This is a genomic window from Bacillus sp. LJBS06 (genome assembly GCF_016924995.1).
Taxonomy (GTDB): domain Bacteria; phylum Bacillota; class Bacilli; order Bacillales; family Bacillaceae; genus Bacillus; species Bacillus stercoris.
The window spans coordinates 2,446,549-2,467,527 of record NZ_CP070483.1; the positions used below are offsets into that span (position 1 = coordinate 2,446,549).

20 protein-coding genes are annotated in these 20,979 nt (G+C 45.9%); 3 read left to right on the plus strand and 17 right to left on the minus strand.

The window, feature by feature from the left end; all coding sequences use genetic code 11:
• Positions 1–3: 3 nt before the first annotated feature.
• Positions 4–2,082 (minus strand): sigma-54 interaction domain-containing protein, encoded by a 2,079-nt coding sequence (locus tag JQX68_RS12345; RefSeq protein WP_095431659.1) that lies wholly within the window; start codon positions 2,080–2,082, stop codon positions 4–6.
• Between the two features lie 152 nt (positions 2,083–2,234).
• Here JQX68_RS12345 and JQX68_RS12350 point away from each other — a divergent pair, with 152 nt between their 5' ends.
• Entirely contained in the window at positions 2,235–2,471 is a 237-nt protein-coding gene (locus JQX68_RS12350) for a DUF2627 domain-containing protein (RefSeq protein WP_147772218.1), read from the plus strand.
• Between the two features lie 44 nt (positions 2,472–2,515).
• Here the strand turns inward: JQX68_RS12350 and prpB are convergent, their stop codons facing one another.
• From prpB to JQX68_RS12395, 9 genes are all read right to left on the minus strand, one after another.
• Positions 2,516–3,421 carry a methylisocitrate lyase gene (prpB, locus tag JQX68_RS12355; protein ID WP_040082683.1) on the minus strand — a complete coding sequence of 302 codons (906 nt, stop codon included), beginning with the start codon at positions 3,419–3,421 and terminating at the stop codon, positions 2,516–2,518.
• Positions 3,422–3,437: 16 nt separating this feature from the next.
• The gene (locus JQX68_RS12360; RefSeq protein ID WP_147772219.1) at positions 3,438–4,853 is read right to left on the minus strand and encodes a bifunctional 2-methylcitrate dehydratase/aconitate hydratase; all 1,416 of its coding nucleotides are present in this window, start codon (positions 4,851–4,853) and stop codon (positions 3,438–3,440) included.
• Between the two features lie 14 nt (positions 4,854–4,867).
• On the minus strand, positions 4,868–5,986 hold the full coding sequence (gene mmgD / locus JQX68_RS12365; RefSeq protein WP_134975356.1) for a citrate synthase: 1,119 nt from the start codon (positions 5,984–5,986) through the stop codon (positions 4,868–4,870).
• Positions 5,987–6,020: 34 nt separating this feature from the next.
• Positions 6,021–7,160 carry an acyl-CoA dehydrogenase gene (locus tag JQX68_RS12370; protein ID WP_147772220.1) on the minus strand — a complete coding sequence of 380 codons (1,140 nt, stop codon included), beginning with the start codon at positions 7,158–7,160 and terminating at the stop codon, positions 6,021–6,023.
• 26 nt (positions 7,161–7,186) lie between these two features.
• Positions 7,187–8,050, minus strand: a complete 864-nt coding sequence (locus JQX68_RS12375) for a 3-hydroxybutyryl-CoA dehydrogenase (RefSeq protein ID WP_147772221.1) — start codon at positions 8,048–8,050, stop codon at positions 7,187–7,189.
• Between the two features lie 24 nt (positions 8,051–8,074).
• Entirely contained in the window at positions 8,075–9,256 is a 1,182-nt protein-coding gene (locus tag JQX68_RS12380; protein ID WP_147772222.1) for an acetyl-CoA C-acetyltransferase, read from the minus strand.
• Between the two features lie 127 nt (positions 9,257–9,383).
• A complete protein-coding gene (locus JQX68_RS12385) occupies positions 9,384–10,115 on the minus strand; it encodes a glycerophosphodiester phosphodiesterase (protein WP_147772223.1) in 732 nt (243 codons plus the stop codon).
• Positions 10,116–10,192: 77 nt separating this feature from the next.
• Positions 10,193–10,813 (minus strand): N-acetylmuramoyl-L-alanine amidase family protein, encoded by a 621-nt coding sequence (locus JQX68_RS12390; protein ID WP_081483628.1) that lies wholly within the window; start codon positions 10,811–10,813, stop codon positions 10,193–10,195.
• 19 nt (positions 10,814–10,832) lie between these two features.
• The gene (locus JQX68_RS12395; protein ID WP_014664550.1) at positions 10,833–11,129 is read right to left on the minus strand and encodes a hypothetical protein; all 297 of its coding nucleotides are present in this window, start codon (positions 11,127–11,129) and stop codon (positions 10,833–10,835) included.
• Positions 11,130–11,426: 297 nt separating this feature from the next.
• On the opposite strand from JQX68_RS12395, the gene JQX68_RS12400 reads away from it, so the two are divergent.
• Positions 11,427–11,567 (plus strand): hypothetical protein, encoded by a 141-nt coding sequence (locus JQX68_RS12400; protein ID WP_373922682.1) that lies wholly within the window; start codon positions 11,427–11,429, stop codon positions 11,565–11,567.
• A 72-nt stretch (positions 11,568–11,639) separates the two neighbouring features.
• On the plus strand, positions 11,640–12,758 hold the full coding sequence (locus JQX68_RS12405) for an NADH-dependent flavin oxidoreductase (protein WP_041521374.1): 1,119 nt from the start codon (positions 11,640–11,642) through the stop codon (positions 12,756–12,758).
• Between the two features lie 215 nt (positions 12,759–12,973).
• Here the strand turns inward: JQX68_RS12405 and JQX68_RS12410 are convergent, their stop codons facing one another.
• The 7 genes from JQX68_RS12410 to dxs all read right to left on the minus strand — a co-directional run bounded on the left by JQX68_RS12410 (position 12,974) and on the right by dxs (position 20,888).
• Positions 12,974–13,153: a hypothetical protein gene (locus JQX68_RS12410; protein ID WP_014664554.1), complete on the minus strand. Its 180-nt coding sequence runs from the start codon at positions 13,151–13,153 to the stop codon at positions 12,974–12,976.
• 145 nt (positions 13,154–13,298) lie between these two features.
• Entirely contained in the window at positions 13,299–14,102 is an 804-nt protein-coding gene (gene spo0A, locus JQX68_RS12415; protein WP_003226427.1) for a sporulation transcription factor Spo0A, read from the minus strand.
• A gap of 275 nt (positions 14,103–14,377) precedes the next feature.
• A complete protein-coding gene (gene spoIVB / locus JQX68_RS12420) occupies positions 14,378–15,658 on the minus strand; it encodes a SpoIVB peptidase (protein WP_069149849.1) in 1,281 nt (426 codons plus the stop codon).
• Positions 15,659–15,831: 173 nt separating this feature from the next.
• Positions 15,832–17,562 (minus strand): DNA repair protein RecN, encoded by a 1,731-nt coding sequence (recN, locus tag JQX68_RS12425; RefSeq protein WP_147772224.1) that lies wholly within the window; start codon positions 17,560–17,562, stop codon positions 15,832–15,834.
• 36 nt (positions 17,563–17,598) lie between these two features.
• Positions 17,599–18,048, minus strand: a complete 450-nt coding sequence (gene argR / locus JQX68_RS12430; protein WP_003230265.1) for an arginine repressor ArgR — start codon at positions 18,046–18,048, stop codon at positions 17,599–17,601.
• Positions 18,049–18,144: 96 nt separating this feature from the next.
• On the minus strand, positions 18,145–18,990 hold the full coding sequence (locus JQX68_RS12435) for a TlyA family RNA methyltransferase (RefSeq protein WP_128422311.1): 846 nt from the start codon (positions 18,988–18,990) through the stop codon (positions 18,145–18,147).
• Positions 18,987–20,888: a 1-deoxy-D-xylulose-5-phosphate synthase gene (dxs, locus tag JQX68_RS12440; protein WP_069839471.1), complete on the minus strand. Its 1,902-nt coding sequence runs from the start codon at positions 20,886–20,888 to the stop codon at positions 18,987–18,989. Before dxs ends, JQX68_RS12435 begins: the two co-directional genes overlap by 4 nt.
• Positions 20,889–20,979 lie beyond the last annotated feature (91 nt).

Genomic DNA, 20,979 nt, shown 5'->3' on the forward strand with positions numbered 1-20,979 from the left:
AAATTATTGCATGCCTTCATTTGCAAGGCCATATTTATCCATTTTGTAATATAAGTTCCGAATGCTGACACCGAGAGCTTTTGCTGTTTTTGTCCGGTTAAAATGATGCTTTTCGAGCGTTTGCTGGATCAAATGTGCTTCAAATTTTTCTACTGCGACAGACAGCTTTTCGCCTTCAATATCCGGAAAATCAAAACCTGCCCTCAGATCTGTGTCATTTTCTTTTTGCTCAAGTTCAAATATAGGCAAGTGATCTTTTTCAATCCATTCCATATGCGGATTGAGAAAAATCATGGCTCGTCCAAGAACATTTTCAAGCTCGCGGACATTCCCAGGCCAATGGTAAGCAGATAAGGCGCGCAAGGCTTGCTGCGAGAGCCCTTTTACATTCCTGCCGTAATCCCGGTTGATCTTTTGTATAAGTCTGACGCTTAGTGCTTCAATGTCCTCCAACCGCTGCCGCAAAGGCGGAATGGAGATCGGATAGCGGTTGATCCGGTAATACAGGTCTTCGCGAAACTTTCCATCCGCCATCGCCTTTTCAATATTTACATTTGTTGCCGCGATCACTCTGACGTTGACAGGGATCGCTTTCGTGCCGCCCACTCTGACGATTTCCTTTTCTTGAAGGACGCGCAGCAATTTGGCCTGCATATTTTGTGTCAGCTCACCGATTTCATCTAAGAAAATACTGCCGTTATTTGCTTCTTCAAATAAACCCTTTTTACCGCCCCGCTTCGCCCCTGAAAACGCACCATCCTCATAGCCGAACAATTCTGATTCAAGCAGGTTTTCAGAAAGGGCTGCACAATTCACGCGAATAAATTTATTGTATTTCCGGTCGCTTTCGTTATGGATAGCATGGGCAAACAGTTCTTTTCCTGTTCCTGACTCTCCGCGCAACAAAATCGTTGCCGGCGTTTTCGCACCGAGCTTCGCCTGCTCAAGCGCAACCAGCATTTGCTCGCTTTTGCCGATAATGTCGTCAAACGTGTATTTCGCTTCAAGCGTGCGAATAATTTGCCTGGCGCGGTTAAGCTCCGCTGTCAGCATTTTAATTTCGGACACATCGTGAATCACACCGACGCTGCCTTTCAAAATACCGTCCACAATCACCGGTGCTACATTGACGATGACCTCTTTTTCATTCGGGCCGACCTTCATTCTGACACCGCGGACAGGGCGTCTTGTTTCAAGCACCTTTAAATGCATGCTTTCGCCTTCGGAAATATCCGTGTTTGCAGGCTTGCCGATAACTTCTTTTTCAGATAGCCCGGTCATTTTCGTATATGCTTTATTGATTAGGAGCCCGATGCCGTTTTCATCAACGACAGAAATCGCCTCATCGGAGGATTGGATAATCGCCTCCAGCATCGTACGGACCTGCTTTAAGTTGGTCACTTCCTCCGCCAGCTCGACCGCATCGGTGATATCTTTAAACACACAAAGAGCCCCGAGCAGACGCCCGCCTTCATCAATAATCGGCAGCCTTGTGGTCACAATTTGCAAATGATCGCCTAAAAGCTGCTTCTGGTTGTATTCAGGCACTCTTGTTTTTAAAATCCGCGGCATCTTAGTGCTCGGAATGACTTCTTTTATTGGCCGTCCGATGACTTCCTCGCGTTTTTTCCCGACCATTTTTTCGGCCATATGGTTAAAGAGAATGATCTCTTCATTGATATCAATAAAAATCATCCCGTCATGGGTGGAATTAAAAATTCTGTCGTGTTTGTATGTTTGCTCTTTTAGCATTTGAATCAGGTGCTGCTTTTCTTCCATCAGCTGAAAAACGATGTATGCCATTTTCCCCGGCATGACAATGGTATCTTCATGCTTTCTTTGAAGGAGTTCGTCAAACACGGCTTGATCGCCGGTGGTATGAATGACGATATCCGGTTTTTGTTGTATGTAAGGTTTCCAATCAGATGAAACGGCAATCCCATACTGTTCTGCTTCTTTCAATCCCGGCGCCTTGGGGTCTTTGTCAACTACGGCAATGATATCTATGATGGCTGTTTTGATCAGAATATGTAATAACGCCGTTCCCCTTTTGCCGGCACCTACTATCAGTACCTTTTGCATCCCGATACCCCTTTGTATGAAAAAATTTGCACACCTAATTATTCCGTTGCAATAATTTGCACAACCCTATGTTACCACGTTTTCTTCTCTTGACAAAATATTTTTTCCGCTGGACAATAAAGGAAATGAAAAGATAAAGGGGTTTTCTGAAGATGAGCCGACTTCTTGCGCTTTTGATATTAGTCATCCCCGGGGCCATTTCCGCTTTAGGCATTAAACTGATGAGAGATACACTTTTCGGCCATGCAATAAAGCCATTTTCAGCTCTTTGGCTCCAAGGGTTGTCAGGATTCATCTTTTTCGCGATCGGCCTCTATGTGCTGGCCGGGTTCATTCTATACAGAGACAGAAAACGCAATCATGTCAGCCCGCGATTCAGAAAACGATAACTGCAAAAAAAAGCCGGAGAATGCTCCGGCTTTTTTTTGTCACACTATTCGTCAGGCAAAACGGTCTTGGCAATCGTTTTATCTAATGCTTCATAGTCATAATAAGAGATGGTATCGTACAGTTCTTTTCGTGTCTGCAAATGATGAAGTCCTTCTTTTTGTGAGCCGTGCTCCTTCATCAAACCAAATATCCGCTCATAAGCTTTTGCCGCCGCTCGAAGCGAGGTGACAGGATATATCACCATGCGAAACCCCATATCTTCGAATTCATCGGCACGATAATACGGCGTTTTCCCAAACTCCGTCATATTCGCAAGGAGCGGAACGGAGATATGCTCAGCAAACTGGCGGAATTCATTCTCTGCCTGGAGCGCTTCCGGGAAAATCGCGTCTGCTCCCGCCTCAATGTAGGCCGCTGACCGTTTTATTGCAGCATCAAGCCCTTCCTGCGCCCTGGCATCTGTTCGGGCAACAACAATAAGGGTGGGTGCCGCTTGTTTAATGGCTTTTATTTTTTGCGCCATTTCCTTGATCGGAACGAGCTGTTTGCCATTTAAATGCCCGCATTTTTTTGGGAGCTGCTGGTCTTCTATTTGAACGGCTGCTACCCTGGCTTCAAGCATCTCCCGGGCGGTTCGGGCGGCATTTAACACACCGCCAAATCCCGTATCGATATCCACTAGCAGAGGCAGATCAGCAGCACGCACAAGGTCTTTGGCTCGATCCGCCATTTCTGCCGACGTGATGATCCCTAGATCAGGAAGTCCCCTGCTGGCTGTATAAGCCGCACCAGACAAATATATAGCAGAAAAACCGGCCTCCTTCGCGAGCAACGCTGCCATCCCGTCATGGGCGCCGGGAATTTGAAGAATGTCCGGCGCCGACATCAGCTTGCGGAAACGCCCGGCAAGCTCTTCTTGTGACGATTGCTGATTGACGATCCACGACATGACACAAATCCTCCTTTTACATGCAGAACATGTCTACGAATTCATTTACGCGCATCGTTTGTAAAGTCTCGCTGGTACAGCGCTCATAAATGTGTTTGCACTGTTTATCAGGAAAATGGCTTTTGAGATTGCCAGAAAACTTTTCCAGCAGTTTTGGCACTGCCTCCTCTCTTCGAAAACGGTGGCCAAGAGGAAACTCACATTCCACCATTTCCGTGCTCGTTCCGTCTTTAAAATGAACCTGAACGGCATTTGAAATAGAACGCTTATCAGGTTTCAAATAATCCTCGGTATATGCTTTATTTTCAGTCACCTCCATTTTATCACGTAATTTATCTATTCTCGGATCACTCGCAGTTTCAGCTTCATAATGCTGTGCGGTGATATCACCAAAAAGCAAACCGATTGCTGTAATATATTGGAGGCAGTGATCACGGTCTGCCGGATTGTGAAGCGGGCCTTTTTTATCAATGATTCGGATAGCGGATTCATGCGTACTGATGACAATACGATCGATCTCATCAATTCGGTCCTTTACCCGCGGATGTAAAATAACGGCGCACTCTGCCGCTGTTTGAGCGTGAAATTCTGCTGGATAAGACACTTTAAATAACACATTTTCCATGACATAAGCGTCGAGCGGACGGGCGAGCTTGATCTCTTTCTTATTGAATAGAACGTCCTGGAACCCCCAACCCGGTGCGCTCAATGCTGTCGGATACCCCATTTCCCCTTTTAACGACATCAGCGCCAAATGAACACCTCTGCTCGTTGCATCTCCTGCTGCCCATGATTTGCGAGAGCCTGTATTTGGTGAATGCCGGTATGTTCTTAATGCTGCATTGTCAATCCATGCATTCGAAAGCGCATTTTTGATTTCTTCTCTCCCGCCGCCTAAAAGCTTTGCTGCAACAGCTGTTGTCGCAACTTTAACCAACAGCACATGATCAAGACCCACTCGATTCAGGCTGTTTTCTAACGCAAGGACGCCTTGAATTTCGTGCGCTTTAATCATCATCTCGAGTACGTCGCGTACCGTTAAAGGCTCTTTTCCTTCAGACAGCCTCACTCTTGATACATAATCACAAACAGCAAGGATGCCCCCCAAGTTATCGGATGGATGCCCCCACTCCGCTGCCAGCCACGTATCATTGTAATCGAGCCAGCGAATCATGCAGCCGATATTAAACGCTGCCCTCACAGGATCGAGAACATAGGACGTTCCCGGCACTTTGCTTCCATTTGGCACAGTCGTTCCTGGAACAATCGGGCCAAGCAGCTTTGTGCACTCTGGATACCGCAGCGCCAAAATCCCGCAGCCCAGGGTATCCAGCAATACATGCCCTGCTGTTGTATACGCTTCGGAACTTGTAATCTCTTTCTCAAGCACATAGTCTGTGATTTCTTCGATAACACGATCCGTTTTCTGCATTCTGCCAGCTCCTTTCATGATTCTGTTTGATATCGCGGGCCCATGTAACTGACACGGGGACGGAAGAGTCGATTATTGGAATGCTGTTCAATCACATGAGCGCATAAACCGGATGTTCTCGCACTGAAAAAGACAGGCGTATATAAAGGGATCGGTATGCCGAGCATCCAATAAACCGGGGCAGCATAGTAATCCAAGTTCGGGTAAAGCCCTTTTTCCTTCTCCATCAGCCGCTCACCTGCTTCACACATCTCATATAAACGATGGTCACCGGCTTTATCGCATAATTGCTGCAGCGCTTCTTTCATCATGAGTGCTCTCGGATCCATTTTTTTCATATACACACGGTGGCCGAAGCCCATGATTTTTTCTTTTCTTTTCAGTTTTGTTTGCAGAAGCTGCTCAAATTCAGACGTCGTTTTTGCCTCCAAAAGCATATACATTACAGCCTCGTTTGCCCCTCCGTGAAGATTCCCTTTCAGGGAAGCGACAGCTCCTGTCAAAGCGCCATAAAGATCCGAGTGAGTAGATGCGATGACTCTGGCCGCAAAAGTTGAATTCGGCATCTCATGCTCACTATACAGGACGAGCGACCGGTCAAAAATCTGTTCTTCCAATGAGGACGGCAATTTGCCTGTCATCATGTATAGAAAATTCGCACTGTAGGACAGGGATTGAAGCGGAAGAATCGGCTCTTTTTTATTGATGATCCTGTAGCTGGCAGCAGTGAGGGCAGGCATTTTCCCAAGAAGCTGATATGCGCGCTCCTTGTTAGCGGAAGGAGACCGATCATCAATTTGCCGATCATAACCGGCAAGTGCCGACAGGCCGGTACGCAGGCTATCCATTGGATGCGTGTGCTCAGGGAGCAGCTCAAGCAGACGGAGATGATCAGCAGGCAGGCTTGACGCACTGTTTATTTTACTTTCCAGCGTCTCTCTTTCACTTTCTTCCGGCAGCCTCCCTTCCAGCAATAAATGGACAAGCTCCAGATAACTTTTTGTTTTAGAAAGATCTATTAAATCATAGCCTCGTATCAAAATCTGGCTGGACTGCGTGTCAAGATAAGAAATGTGAGTTTCTGCCGCAATCACACCGTCCAACCCTGGAGAGTAGTGCTGTTTCTCCTCCATATCCTCAACCTCCGTTTTTGCGTTTTTTTGGTTATCAGGTCCCGCCAAGCAAATACTTGGAAATAATCAGTCTTTGAATCTCATTCGTCCCTTCATAGATTTGCGTCACCTTTGCATCGCGAAGCAGCCGCTCAACGGGGTAATCCTTCATATAGCCATATCCCCCATAAATTTGGACGGCGTCTAACGCCGCCTTCACCGCTGCATCGGAAGCAAATTGTTTAGCCATAGACGCCTCTTTTCCACATGCCAGGCCGCGGTTATGGAGGTCTGCGGCGTGGTAGACAAGATGCCTTGCCGCCTCAGCCCTAGTCGCCATGTCAGCCAGCTTAAATGATATGCCTTGATTGGCTGCGATCGGCCTTCCAAATTGCACTCGCTGCTTCGCATAAGCAACGGCATGCTCAAGAGCCGCCTCTGCAATACCGAGCGCCTGTGCCGCAATGCCGATCCGGCCGACATTTAAATTCGCCATGGCAATGTTGAAGCCGTCACCCTCTTCGCCAAGCAAATTAGCTTCAAGCACTTCTGCGTTATCAAAAATCAGTTCCGTAGTATTAGAGCCATAAAGCCCCAGCTTTTTTTCTTTTTTCCCAACGGTAAAACCGGGTGTGTTTTTTTCAACAATAAAAGCCGAAATCCCGTGCCTGCCTTGATCCGGAGCCGTTAAAGCAAATGTGATATAGATATCAGCTGCTCCGCCATTCGTTATGAATATTTTCGATCCGTTTAATACGTATTTGCCGTTCTTTTTAATTGCCGTTGTGCGAAGGCTTCCGGCATCCGATCCTGAGTAAGGCTCCGTCAGCGCAAAGGCCCCTAAATGGTCTCCTGAAGCAAGCTTCGGTATATATTTCATCTTTTGTTCCTCATTGCCGAAGTACAGAATCGGATTTGTGCCGACCGAGGTATGAACGGAGAGAATCACGCCGACAGCCGCGCTGATTTTTGAAATCTCATGAATCGCCAAAATATAAGAAACAACGTCCGCCCCGGCACCGCCGTACTGTTCCGGCACCGGTATTCCCATCAGCCCGTGTTCACCCATTTTTTTGATCAGCTGAAAGGGAAATTCGTCCGTTTTCTCCATAATTTCCGCAGCGGGAGCAATTTCTTTTCGGGCAAAATCACGCACCATTTTTCGCATCATGACTTGCTCTTGGGTTATATGCAACTCGGCCACCCCCGATGGAATTGACTTCAGGAAGTCCTCTCCTCATACTCATAAAAACCGCGTCCGCTCTTTTTGCCAAGCCAGCCTGCTTTGACATACTTGCGGAGCAGCGGGCAAGGACGGTATTTAGAATCGCCAAGGCCCGAGTGAAGAACTTCCATAATGGATAAGCACGTATCCAGTCCGATTAAATCCGCTAGTGCAAGCGGACCCATCGGATGATTCATGCCCAGCTTCATCACCTCGTCTATTGCCTCTGGCTTCGCCACTCCCTCATACACGCAATAGATGGCTTCATTAATCATTGGAAGAAGCACACGATTGGAAACAAACCCCGGAAAATCATTGACTTCAACCGGTGTTTTCCCCATCTTTTCCGCTAATGCCATAACATCTAATGCCGTTTCCTCTGATGTAGCCAAGCCGCGTATTACTTCAACCAGCTTCATCACAGGGACGGGATTCATAAAATGCATGCCAATGACCCGTTGAGGCCGATTTGTCACAGCAGCGATCTCTGTAATAGGCAAGGAAGATGTATTGCTGGCCAAAATCGTATGAGACGGGCAAATGCGATCAAGTGTTTTAAACATTTTGGTTTTCGCCGCCATGTTTTCAGCGATAGCCTCAATCACAATGTCCGCATGCTCTGCCTCCTCAAGCGTTTGAGAAATCGAAATGCGGCTGATGATACTCCTCACTTCCGCCTCGGTCCTTTTTCCTTTCTCAGCGTCACGGGCCAGCTGTTTCTTCAGCCGCTTCAATCCTGCCTCCGCAGCTTCCGGACTCACATCGTACATCCGCACATAAAAACCTGCGTCAGCAGCTGCTTGTGCAATGCCGCTTCCCATCTGACCTGCGCCAGCTATCATGATTTGTTTGATTTCCATTTAAATCCCCTTTTTCATCATGTTTTAATGAACCTGCACTAAGACGGCATCTCCTTGGGCTGCCCCACTGCAAATGGCGGCAACACCCAGTCCCCCTCCCCGTCGCTTTAATTCGTAAACGAGCGTCATGAGAATTCTCGCCCCGCTCGCGCCGATCGGGTGGCCAAGCGCGATCGCACCGCCGTTCACATTTACTTTTTCAAGATCGAAACCTACGATTTTTTCACATGTTAACACAACAGATGCAAACGCTTCATTTACTTCAAACAAGTCAATATCTTGGGCAGTTAAACCGTTCTTTTTCAGGAGCTTATTAATGGCAAACCCCGGTGCTGCCGCCAGTTCATGCGCTGGCATTCCCATAGTTGAAAAACCAAGAATTGTAGCCAGAGGCTGTTTGCCAAGCTCAGCTGCTTTTTCCTCCGACATCAGCACGAATGCGCCAGCTCCGTCATTGACCCCGGGAGCATTGCCGGCTGTGATCGAACCATCACTTGTATAAATCGGAGAAAGTTTCGCGAGCTGATCCAGACTTGTGTCACGGCGAATCGCTTCATCCTTATCAACAACGTTTGATTTTCCTTTTCGACCGATCCAGTTGACGGGAACAATTTCATCCTGAAATTTCCCTTCATCGGCTGCTTTAGCTGCCCGCGCATGGCTTCTCAACGCCCATTCATCCTGCTCTCTTCGTGAAATTGCATATTCCTTGGCCGCTGTATTTCCGTGAACAGCCATATGCACTTCGTCAAATGCGCACGTTAACCCGTCATACACCATTAAATCCCTTAGCTCGCCGTCCCCCATCCGTGCTCCCCAGCGTCCAGCGGGAATGGCATACGGAATATTGCTCATGCTTTCCATCCCCCCGGCAACAAGTATGTCCGCATCCTGCGCCCGAACCATTTGATCACATAAAGTGACAGCGCGAAGACCCGAAGCACAGACTTTATTCAGTGTTTCTGACGGCACACTCCAAGGCATTCCAGCAAGACGGGCAGCTTGACGGGAAGGGATCTGTCCTGAGCCGGCCTGGACAACCATGCCCATGACATTTCCTTCTACATCATCTCCAGAGACTCCAGCCCGTTGCAACGCCTCCTTCATCACAATGCCCCCAAGCTCGGCAGCTTTCACCGCTTTCAATACTCCGCCGAATTTGCCAAATGGCGTTCTTGCAGCACTTACAATGACTGTTTTCCTCATGGTTTCACCTCATTCAGAAGATAGACAGCGCTTACAAATTCTAGTTGTCTTCTATGAATGTATGCTTCGAAACGGGCACGAATGTATAAAAAAAGAAGGCTGTGTCAACAGCCTTCTTCTAAAGCAACTATTCATTTTTCAGCAATGCCGCAGCCTTTGCAGGAAAATCGGTAAACATGCCGTCTGCTCCCAGTTCAATGAGGTGCTTCATATCTTCCGGCCGATTGACTGTATACGGCCTTACCTTAATCGAACTGCTCCTCATTTTCTTCAGCACTTCATCTGTGACCCCGGGGCTGTTTAGCTTCGGGTGATAGCCGGTAGCTGGAATAGACGCGATATATTGATCCGGCTGATAAAGCACATCTGCAGTTAATACCGCCCGTTCGATATGGGGCGCAAGCCGAGCGCATAGTGCTACACTTTCATGATTAAATGTGGATAGGATGACTCTCTCCTCTATATTGAATCGCTTCACTGCCTCCAACACTTTTTCTTCCATTCCCTCATAGCGAATCACGCTGTTTTTCAATTCAATGTTGATGAGAGAATCCTTTTTTACTGCCCACGAGAGCACGTCTTCTAATAGTGGCACTTTCAGATCGCTGTACGCCTGATCATGACCAGCGGCCGCATTCGCAGTCTTGATCACATCATAGTCTGTATCCTTCACGAATCCTTTAAGCGATGTCGTGCGGTTAAGCCTTTCATCATGAATCACAACAATGCGTCCGTCTTTTGTCAGTTGTACATCAAGCTCTATCCCGTCCGCTCCGGCTTCAATTCCTTTTTCAAATGCAAGCATTGTATTTTCGGGAAAGTGTCCTGATGCCCCCCGGTGGGCAAAAATCTTTGTCATCGTTTCACCTCAAGCCCTAAGTTTTCTCCATTATACTTATTTTGTCGGATCCACTCTAGGATTAAGGCTATATTTATCTACTGATCATAATAAGAATCAATGCCGTTGACAATCGCATCTGCTGCCTTTTGCTGGTATTCTTCATTTCCCAGCTTGTCCGCGTCAGAGCTGTTCGTGATAAACCCAAGCTCCGCCAACACACTTGGCATTTGTGAATATGTAATGACGTAAAAGTCTGATTCTTTCACGCCCCTGTCTCTCGTTTGTAAGGATGAAACGAGCTGCGACTGAATATCGGCTGCCAGACGCCGGCTGTTTTCCCCTTCATAATCAGATTGAAAATACGTTTCTGTTCCTGAAGCTGAAGCAACCCCGGAATTTACATGAATGCTGACAAAAAGATCAGCGTGATTGGCACTTGCCTTTGCGACTCTGTCCTCCAAGGTCAGAAAATGATCGTCTGATCTGGATGCAACAGGATTGGCTCCCTCCGCTTTTAGCTTGTCCGTCACATGCTCTGAAACAGCCAAATTAATATCCTTTTCAAAGAGCCCGTTTCCGACTGCTCCACTGTCTTCACCGCCGTGTCCGGCATCAATATACACGGTTTTCCCTTCTATCGGCTCTGCCGCCTGTGCACAAGGCGCGAGCGTCAAAGCCAATCCGCACAGCGCCAAGCTCCTCCATAACATTCTCAACTTTCTCCCTCCGGTCTTTTTATGACGAATTCTTTCGCAGCTGAATATCTTCCAGCTGTAAAGTCCCATTATCCTTCTTTGTATATTTCACCAAAACTTTTTTCTGGTCTGGCAAGGATTCACATTCATCACGTTTATCCTTCGGAACTTGTATCATGGTTTCTTCTCCATTGAGAGAAACCGCAATCGTATGAGGATCAGCCGAGCCAATAAATTTTCCCTCTTCGGTAAACCTTGGTGCTGAGTCATCCGCACTTGCTACACTGCATCCCGAAAGAAAAAGCGCAGTAAATAGCAAAAGAACCGTTTGTTTCACACGATCACCTCTTCCTGATGTTTGGCTTTTATCTTTGACCAGAATGGCGGATTTGTAAAGACAACGTGAATGCAGGCGATCAAGTTCCATGATTTTCAAAAGGGCTATACGACCCGATCATTTCCTGTTGTTAGAAAGATAACGAGCAGATTTGTCTATGAGGATGGCTCTAAATGAGGCGCTAATTAGAAAAAATTAGCGGAAAGAAGCAACTTTTTATTCATTTTTAAAAATTTGTGAATTGGGTGAGCAAATGGTTTGACTGCTAGATCAGCCAGGCGTAACCTTTGAAAGGATATTTCCTTGAAAAAATTCGTTCTGCTGCTGGCGGCCGCTCTCATCACATGCTCCATCGGCCACCAAATCAGCGGCGGCTACAAAGGCCCTGAAAAAGAGCGGCGAAAATATCACTCTGCACTCAAGATATTCAGCCGGTAAAGCAGATCAATTGCATTAATTTTTACATATAGGCTAGAATATGTGCGAATCCAAACGAAAGAAGATGATCAAATGAATCCTAAGTATAAGCCGCTGTTTGAACCCTTCACGTTTAAAAGCGGTGTTACAATCGACAACCGGATCGCAGTCGCACCAATGACTCATTACGCTTCTAATGAAGACGGTACAATTTCTGAAGCAGAGCTTGACTACATCATCCCTCGTTCAAAAGAGATGGGAATGGTGATTACAGCCTGCGCAAATGTCACACCGGACGGAAAAGCATTTCCTGGGCAGCCGGCCATCCACGACGATTCCAACATTCCGGGTTTAAAAACATTAGCACAAGCCATTCAGGCACAAGGCGCTAAAGCCGTTGTGCAAATTCATCATGGCGGCATCGAATGCCCATCTGAGCTCGTTCCTCAACAGGATGTTGTGGGGCCAAGTGACGTGTTTGATAACGGCAAACAAATTGCTCGCGCATTAACAGAAGAAGAAGTGGAACACATTGTGAAGGCGTTTGGAGAAGCGACAAGACGAGCCATTGAAGCCGGCTTTGACGGTGTCGAAATTCACGGTGCAAACGGCTACTTGATTCAGCAGTTTTATTCTCCAAAAACCAATCAGCGCACGGACCGCTGGGGAGGAAGCGATGAAAAACGATTAGCCTTCCCGCTCGCTATTGTCGATGAAGTGAAAAAAGCCGCTTCAGAACATGCGAAGGGCGCGTTCTTAGTCGGCTACCGTCTGTCTCCGGAAGAACCTGAGACACCAGGGTTGACAATGACTGAAACCTTTACGCTTGTTGACGCTTTAGGGGATAAAGAATTGGATTATCTTCATATTTCACTGATGGACGTGAACTCAAAAGCACGCCGCGGTGCAGATCCAACTCGCACACGCATGGACTTATTGAATGAACGTGTCGGAAACAAAGTGCCGCTGATCGCCGTCGGTTCCATCCATTCCGCAGATGACGCGCTGGCCGTCATCGAAAACGGTATTCCACTAGTCGCAATGGGACGAGAAGTTTTAGTTGACCCTGACTGGGCGGTAAAAGTAAAAGAAGGCCGTGAAAAGCAAATCGAAACAGTAATCAAAGGCACAGATAAAGAAAAATATCATTTGCCTGAACCGCTATGGCAAGCCATTGTGAACACGCCTGGCTGGGTGCCTTATAAAGATTAATATGAAAAGACTGCCGAAACGGATTCGGCAGTCTTTTTTCCCTTTATATAAATAGTTTATGTACACACCGAAACAGCAAAAGAAAGAGCTCCCCACCTACTTCAAAAAGAAAATCTAGGAAAAGTCCATCACGCTTTCTTGTTTTTTTCTTTTTCATTCGTATGTCTCCTTTTTACATCAATACGTTTTACTTACGATTTTGCAGGAGAAAGGTTTCAATTTGATCCTGATTGTTTGTTTTTGATAATCCAAGCAGCGAGAACACATGAAACCATGACTGTAAATGAGATAAAGTCAATCAGGGTGCCTAGTAAGCGTGAATCTGTAATGATGTTCGAATTGACGCAAAGCGCAAGAATAAATAAAGCAATCAGCAGACCATATTTTTCAAACACATACCTCACTCCTTACGGAAAATAAATTTTTCATATCCATCACCTATGATAACAAATGTCCCCAAAAACAAAACGCCTCCTATTTATCAGCGCAAACCAATAAATAAAAGACGTTTGATTTAATTATCACATAATATCCACATGTTTAAGAAGCCTTATGTTCTAATCTAAGCTTATCCGCAACCATCGCAATGAACTCTGAGTTTGTCGGTTTAGCTTTTGTCATGCTGACAGTATAACCGAACAGCGAGGAAATGGAATCAATGTTTCCTCTGCTCCATGCCACTTCAATTGCATGGCGGATCGCTCTTTCTACACGGCTTGCGGTTGTGTTGAATTTTTTGGCGATGTCCGGATAGAGGACTTTTGTAATGCTGCCGAGCAATTCGATGTCATTGTATACCATTGAGATTGCTTCACGCAGATAGAGATAGCCTTTAATATGGGCTGGGACGCCGATTTCATGGATAATGCTTGTGATGCTCGCGTCGAGATTTTTCTTCTTTGGTTCAGGCTGGCTGCTGCGTATAATGCTGCTTTGCGATGATGGCGCACGATGCGTCACACTGCTGGCATTTCCGCTGACCTGGCGGATATGACCGACAAGGTTTTCCATATCAAACGGTTTGAGAATAAAGTAGGACGCCCCTAAATCGACGGCCTTTTTCGTGACATCTTCCTGTCCAAAGGCTGTCAGCATGATGACATTCGGCTGTTTTTTCAGATCTGATTCCCTCAGCCTCTCTAAAACCGCAAGTCCGTCTAAATGCGGCATAATAATATCTAATACGAGCACATCGGGATCTTTTTCTTTAAACAACGACAGGCATTCCTGTCCGTTATAAGCCACGCCGATCACTTCCATGTCTTCCTGTCCTTCTATATATTCACTCAACAGGCTTACCAGCTCTCGATTATCATCAGCAACACAAACTTTAATTTTCTCCACGTTTCTTCCTCCCCAAATGTAGTTAACAGGATTCACCCTTGCTACATGTTTACATTCGACAAAACCGCTATATACCCTCTAAAAAAATCATAAACACCAATATTAGTGGCATATCTTTGTTATTCTATGTTTTTCTCTGTTTTTCGACTAAAAATGAAATTTGACAAACAAGGAAACGTGAATTTGTCGAAAAATCTTCTTTTGTATATTTTACCGTATGTATTCTGAGAAGTGAAGAGGGATCAAAACAAAAAAACTGCCGGAAACTCCGGCAGTCAGCTTGCTTTTTCTTTTCCGTAAATATCGATTCCTGCTTCTGACAGCATCCATTCAATATGAACACCGTAGCCGCTTGTCGGGTCATTTACAAACACATGGGTGACAGCTCCGATCACTTTTCCATTTTGAATGATCGGGCTTCCGCTCATCCCCTGTACGATGCCCCCTGTTTCTTTCAACAGCCTTGGATCAGTAATTTTCAACACCATTCCTTTTGTCGCAGGGAATTTTTGGGGCGTTGTGCTGACGATTTCAATATCAAATTTTTCCACCTTGTCATCATCAATAACCGTTAAAATTTCAGCCGGCCCTTTTTTGACTTCAGTAGAAAATGCAACCGGCAGTGCTTGATCTGAAATATTGTTTTGAATCGGCTGATGCAGCGTGCCGAAAATCCCAAATGGGCTGTTTCTGTTAATATCCCCGATCGTTTTGCGTTCTGAGGAAAATCGCGCCAGTTTTTCTCCCGGATTACCGCCTGTCCCTTTTTCAATTGATGTTACAGTGGATTTAACGATTTCTCCATTCTCCACCACAATTGGTTTCTTTGTGTCCATATCGGAAATCACGTGTCCAAGTGCTCCGTATTTTTTTGTTTTCGGTTCATAAAAGGTCATAGTGCCGATGCCGGCAGCAGAATCCCTGATATATAATCCGATTCTGTATTTGCCTTCTTGTTCATCCTTTTGTGGAATCAGCTTTGTTTTGATTTTTTGTTTGTCACGTTTGATCAGTAAATCTAAAGATTCACCGGTTTTTCCAGCTTTTTGGATAAATGGGGCTACATCGTTCATTTTTTCAATTTTCTGTCCATTCATCTCAATAATAATGTCGCCCGCTTCTATTCCGGCCGTTTCTCCCGGAGATTTTTTGCCTTCACTTGTATTGATTTGATGAAATCCGACGACAAGAACACCGACGGAATGAAGTTTTACACCGATTGATTGTCCGCCAGGTATAACCTTTAAATCAGGAAGAACTTGCACTTTTGTTTTTTTAATTGGAAATCCGGCAAGATCGTATACTAATTCTGACTCACCTGACTTTTTGCCTGTCACCTTAATTTCGTGCGGATCTTTCTTTACTGTAAACGCTTCTGACGATTCTGATGTCTGAGCGTTTACCGATAAGCTTGTTTCAATCGCTTGTGTTTGGGTTTCAAATACTCTCATTTGCGTTGGAATCAGTAAATACTCTTTTAGCGGTTTGCATAAACCTACACTTAATAACGAAACAAGGAGAATTAAACCTACTGCTTTTCTGATGTTATCGGGCATTCACTACTTCACTCTCCTCGCTCCTATCCCACACCTTCTTTATGACTTGCTGCTACATCATTTAATTTTGCCTTTTGGAGGCTTATTTATAACTGTCATATGAAGAAAAACATTGGATATACTGATGAACGAATGGATGTAAACAAAAAAATAAGCTGCGCTTTTCGCGCAGCTTACCCAGTTGTTTTGACTTGATCCGCTTGTTTTAAAAGTTCTTTCGCATGGCGTTTCGTTAAATCGGTTACCTCGACACCTGCAATCATGCGTCCGATTTCCACTATTTTTTCCTGCTTAGAAAGCGGCTTGACACGTGTCGTCGTTCTGCCGTCTTTTAACTCCTTCGCAATATAAAGATGCGTATCGGCCATGGCAGCCACCTGAGGCAAGTGTGTAATACAAAGCACTTGTGATCCTATTGACACTTTATGGATCTTCTCAGCGATTGCCTGTGCGACCCTGCCGCTTACACCGGTATCAACCTCATCAAAAATGATCGATGTCACATCCTGCTGTGAGGAAAAAATGCTTTTTATGGCAAGCATCACCCGTGACAGCTCTCCACCTGAAGCAACTTTCGAAAGAGATTTCAGCGGCTCGCCTGTATTGGTTGAAATTAAAAACTTCACCAGATCGATCCCTTGTTCAGTCAGCTGAACAGGCTGGCCGTTTACAACCGGTGCCTCTTCATTGCGTGACGCTTGTCTGATTTTGAATTCCGTATCAAACGTTGATTTTTCCATGTACAGGCTTTTTAATTCCCGATGAATCTCATCAGCCAGTTTTTTCGCCCATGTTTTCCGGATTTGAGAAACATTTTCCGCTTCCACTGCGACATCCTTGCCAACGGAGTCAAGCTCCTTTTTCAGGCTTTGTAGGTGGCTGTCCCTGTTTTCAATTTGGTCAATTTCTTCTTCAATTTTAGAAGCGTATTCCAAAATGTCCTCGACAGTGGCACCGTATTTTCGTTTCAGCTGTTTGATTTCATTGAGCCGCGTCTCAATATAGTTCAGGCGTTCCGGATCATATTCAAGCTCATCCAGCATATTTCTCATCTGAAATGTAGCGTCCTCAAGCAGATAGTAGGAGTTCGAAACACTCTCAGACAGTTTTTTCAGCGGTTCGTTAATATTAGATATATCTTCAAGCTGGGCTGATGCCATTCCGACCCAGTCCAATCCGCTCTGTTCACTGCGAAGCGCATTATATGCATTTTGCAGCGATTCATATATCTTCTCAAAGTTTGAAATTTGCTGACGCTCTTCTTGAAGCTGTTCATCTTCGTTGATCTCAAGCTTTGCTGATTCGATTTCTTCGAGCTGAAATTGAATGAGATCAAGGCGGTGGGCCATTTCCTGTTCGCTTTCAGAAAGCTGTTTTAGCTTTTTGAGCAGCTTCATATACCGCTGGTACCCTTCCTGATACGCTTGGAGCGCGCTTTCCACTTCGGCTCCGGCAAACTTGTCCAAGAGCTGGAGATGATTTTCGTCTTCCATTAACAGCTGGTTATCGTGCTGCCCGTGAATATCTAATAAAAGCCTGCCGATCTCTCTTAGCGAGGCAATCGTGACAAGCTTGCCATTGACACGGCAAACGCTTTTCCCGCTCGTGCTGATATCTCTTCTCATGATGATCATTTCGTCTGAAACGTCGATTCCCTGCTCAGCGCATACGCCTAAAACGGGATGGCCGCTCTCCAAAAGAAACAGCCCTTCAAGTTCTGCTTTTGCTTCCCCATATCTAACAAATTCAGATGATCCGCGGCCTCCGACTAAAAGAGAAATGGCATCTATAATGATGGATTTGCCGGCTCCGGTTTCTCCTGTTAAAACCGTAAGCCCGCGTTCAAAAGAAACCGTCAGTTCCTCAATAATGGCAAAGTTTTTAATCGATAGTTCAGCTAACAAACAGCATTACACCTCTTATCTTTGTTAGTTTTTCTGTTACAGCAGTTCAAGCAGCCTGTTTTTTACGCCTTCTGTATCTTCAGGAGTCCGGCAAATAATTAAAATCGTATCATCTCCGCAAATGGTCCCCATCATTTCATCCCAGTCCAAATTGTCCATCAGCGCCCCGATTGCCTGGGCATTGCCCGGCATCGTTTTCAGCACAATCATATGGCTTGCTGAGTCTATTTTCACAAATGCGTCCATCAATGCCCGCTTTAGCTTTGAAAGCGGATTGAAACGCTGGTCCGCCGGAAGACTGTATTTGTAAGAACCATTATTCGTAGGCACTTTTACAAGGTGAAGTTCTTTAATATCCCGTGATACCGTGGCTTGCGTCACTTTGTAGCCATCTTGCTTCAGCATGTCGACCAATTCATCCTGCGTTTCGATTTCATTGCTCGTAATAATCTCTCTGATTTTAATATGCCTCTGGCCTTTGTTCATGTAAGCACCTCTATTTCCAGCTTATCTGTTCTTTTATGTTATATGATTCTCTGCACATTGTACATGAATGCAGAAAAAAGGAATAATAGCGCACTATTATTCCGGTACATCTGCTTTTTTTTCTTTTAACGTCGTATGTGCCTCTTCTACAACGCGCATGATCTCTTCTTCTGGCAGTTCCTGACCTGCCTGTCCCTCTCCCGGCCAATACAAATGAAGGAGAAACTCAATATTTCCGTCTCCTCCCGTGATCGGAGAAAATGATAGGCCTTTACAGATATAGCCTTCAGCGGCAGAAAAACTGATCATTCGCTTGAGCACATCAGCATGCACTTTAGGATCTCTGACAATCCCTTTTTTGCCGACCGATTCCCGTCCCGCTTCAAACTGAGGCTTAACAAGAGCCATGCAGTCGCTGCCCGGTACGAGCAATGTTTTAAGGACAGGAAGGATGAGCCGCAGGGAAATAAAGGACACATCTATTGTGGCAAACTCCGGCATGCCCTTTGTAAAGTCTGCCGGTGTTGCATAACGGAAGTTCGTCCGTTCCATCACGACGACCCGTTCATCCTGTCTGAGCTTCCACGCAAGCTGATTATAGCCTACATCCACAGCGTATGACTGTTTAGCTCCATTTTGCAAAGCGCAGTCCGTAAAACCGCCAGTGGAGGAGCCAATATCAATCATAATTTTATCTTTGACAGAGACGGGAAATTTCTTGAGCGCTTTTTCGAGCTTTAAACCGCCCCTGCTCACATACCTCAGCGGGTTTCCTTTTACGGTTAACGGAAGGTCGCGGTCAATTTTTTCTCCAGGCTTGTCCAAGCGGTTTTCGTTTGAATAGACGATCCCCGCCATAATGGCTCTTTTGGCTTTTTCACGCGTTTCCGCCAGCCCTCTTTCCACTAATAATACATCTAATCGTTCTTTCTTTGACGTCATGATCCAATTCCTTTGTGTGTCTTTGGCGGCATCAGTAATCTAATACGGTTTGCCACCTGCTGTTTTGTCAGTCCAATTTCCTCTAGAAGCGCGGTTACGCTTCCGTGTTCAATAAACCGATCAGGGATACCCATTCTGTCGATCGGTGTATGATATTCACCTTGATCATGAGCGAATTCTAAAATCGAGCTTCCGAAACCGCCTTCTAAGACCGCTTCTTCAATTGTTAAAATTGGCAAGCCTTCTTTTAGGATACTCTTCATCATCTTTTCATCAATCGGCTTAATAAAACGCGCATTCACAACGCGCACGGAAAGGCCTTCTTTCTGCAGCTCTTCGGCTGCCTCAATCGCCATTTCAATTGTTGTACCGAATGTTAAGATGACAGCATCGTTCCCTGGACGCAGCACCTCCCACGTACCGATCGGAATCGTTTTCAACTGTTCATCCATTTTTACGCCGAGTCCGTTTCCGCGCGGAAAACGCATCGCTATCGGACCTTCGTCATAGCTAAGTGCTGTATGAACCATGTGCTGGCCTTCATTTTCGTCTTTCGGCATCATTAAGACCATGTTTGGAATGTGACGCATAAACGCAATATCAAACACGCCTTGATGTGTCTCTCCATCTGCGCCAACGAGTCCTGCACGGTCAATTCCAATAAACACATTGGCGTTTTGGCGGCAGATGTCATGAACGACTTGGTCATATGCCCTTTGCAGGAAGGTTGAGTAAATTGCCAAAAACGGCTTCATACCCTGCATCGCCATAGCTGCAGCCATTGTTGCGGCATGCTGTTCTGCGATTCCTACGTCGAACATCCGGTCAGGGAATTCCTTTGCGAATCCTTCAAGCTTTGAACCGACAGGCATAGCCGGCGTAATGGCTACAATGCGTCCGTCCTCGCGCGCCATTCGCTGCACAGTTCCACTGACAAGGCCGCTCCATGAAGGAGCTGCGGCTTTCGGTTTTACAAAGTCACCGGTATTAATTTTGTATGGTCCGGTACCGTGCCATGTTCCAATTGTATCGGTCTCAGCCGGTTTGTACCCCTTCCCTTTTTTCGTGATGACATGCAGGAGAACAGGGCCTTTCGTTTTTTTGGCGTATTGAAGATTCTCAATCAGCTCATGATAAGAATGTCCGTCCACCGGGCCCAAATACGTAAAACCAAGCTCCTCGAAAAACATTCCGGAGACGAGCATGTATTTCAGGCTGTCTTTGACCCGTTCAGCTGTCGCGGCAAGCTTGCCTCCAACTGCCGGAATCTTTCTAAATAAGTATTCAAGCTCATCTTTGACCCACTGGTATTTCCCCGCAGTGCGAAGCCGTCCAAGCATAGAATGAATGGCGCCGACATTTGGTGCAATACTCATTTCATTATCATTAAGAATGACAATCATGTCTTTTTTCTCGTCGCCGATGTGATTAAGGGCTTCAAGCGCCATTCCGCCGGTCAGCGCGCCGTCCCCAATAATCGGAATAATATATTCATCCGTTCCTTTAATATCACGCGCAGCTGCCATTCCCATCGCGCCTGACAGAGAAGTCGAGCTGTGCCCGGTTTCCCAAACATCGTGCTCGCTTTCGCTCCGCTTTGGAAATCCGCAAAGCCCTTTGTACTGGCGAAGCGTCGCAAATTCTTTTCCGCGACCTGTCAGCAGCTTATGGACATACGACTGATGGCCTACATCCCATAAAAACTTGTCTTTCGGGCTGTTAAATTCCTTATGCAATGCAACAGTAAGCTCTACGACACCTAAGTTTGGGCCGATGTGGCCGCCGGAAGCGGATAAACTTGTAATTAAAAATTGACGGATTTCATCACTTAATTTCTCTAATTCATCAATGGACATGTTTTTTAAAAACGACGGGTCCTGTATTGATAAAAGATCCAAAGCGGATCAACTCACTTTCAGCATGAATTTCTGCAATGGCACATGTCTTCCAGAATGCCGAGCTGGACAATCATCTCGGACATAAAAAAAG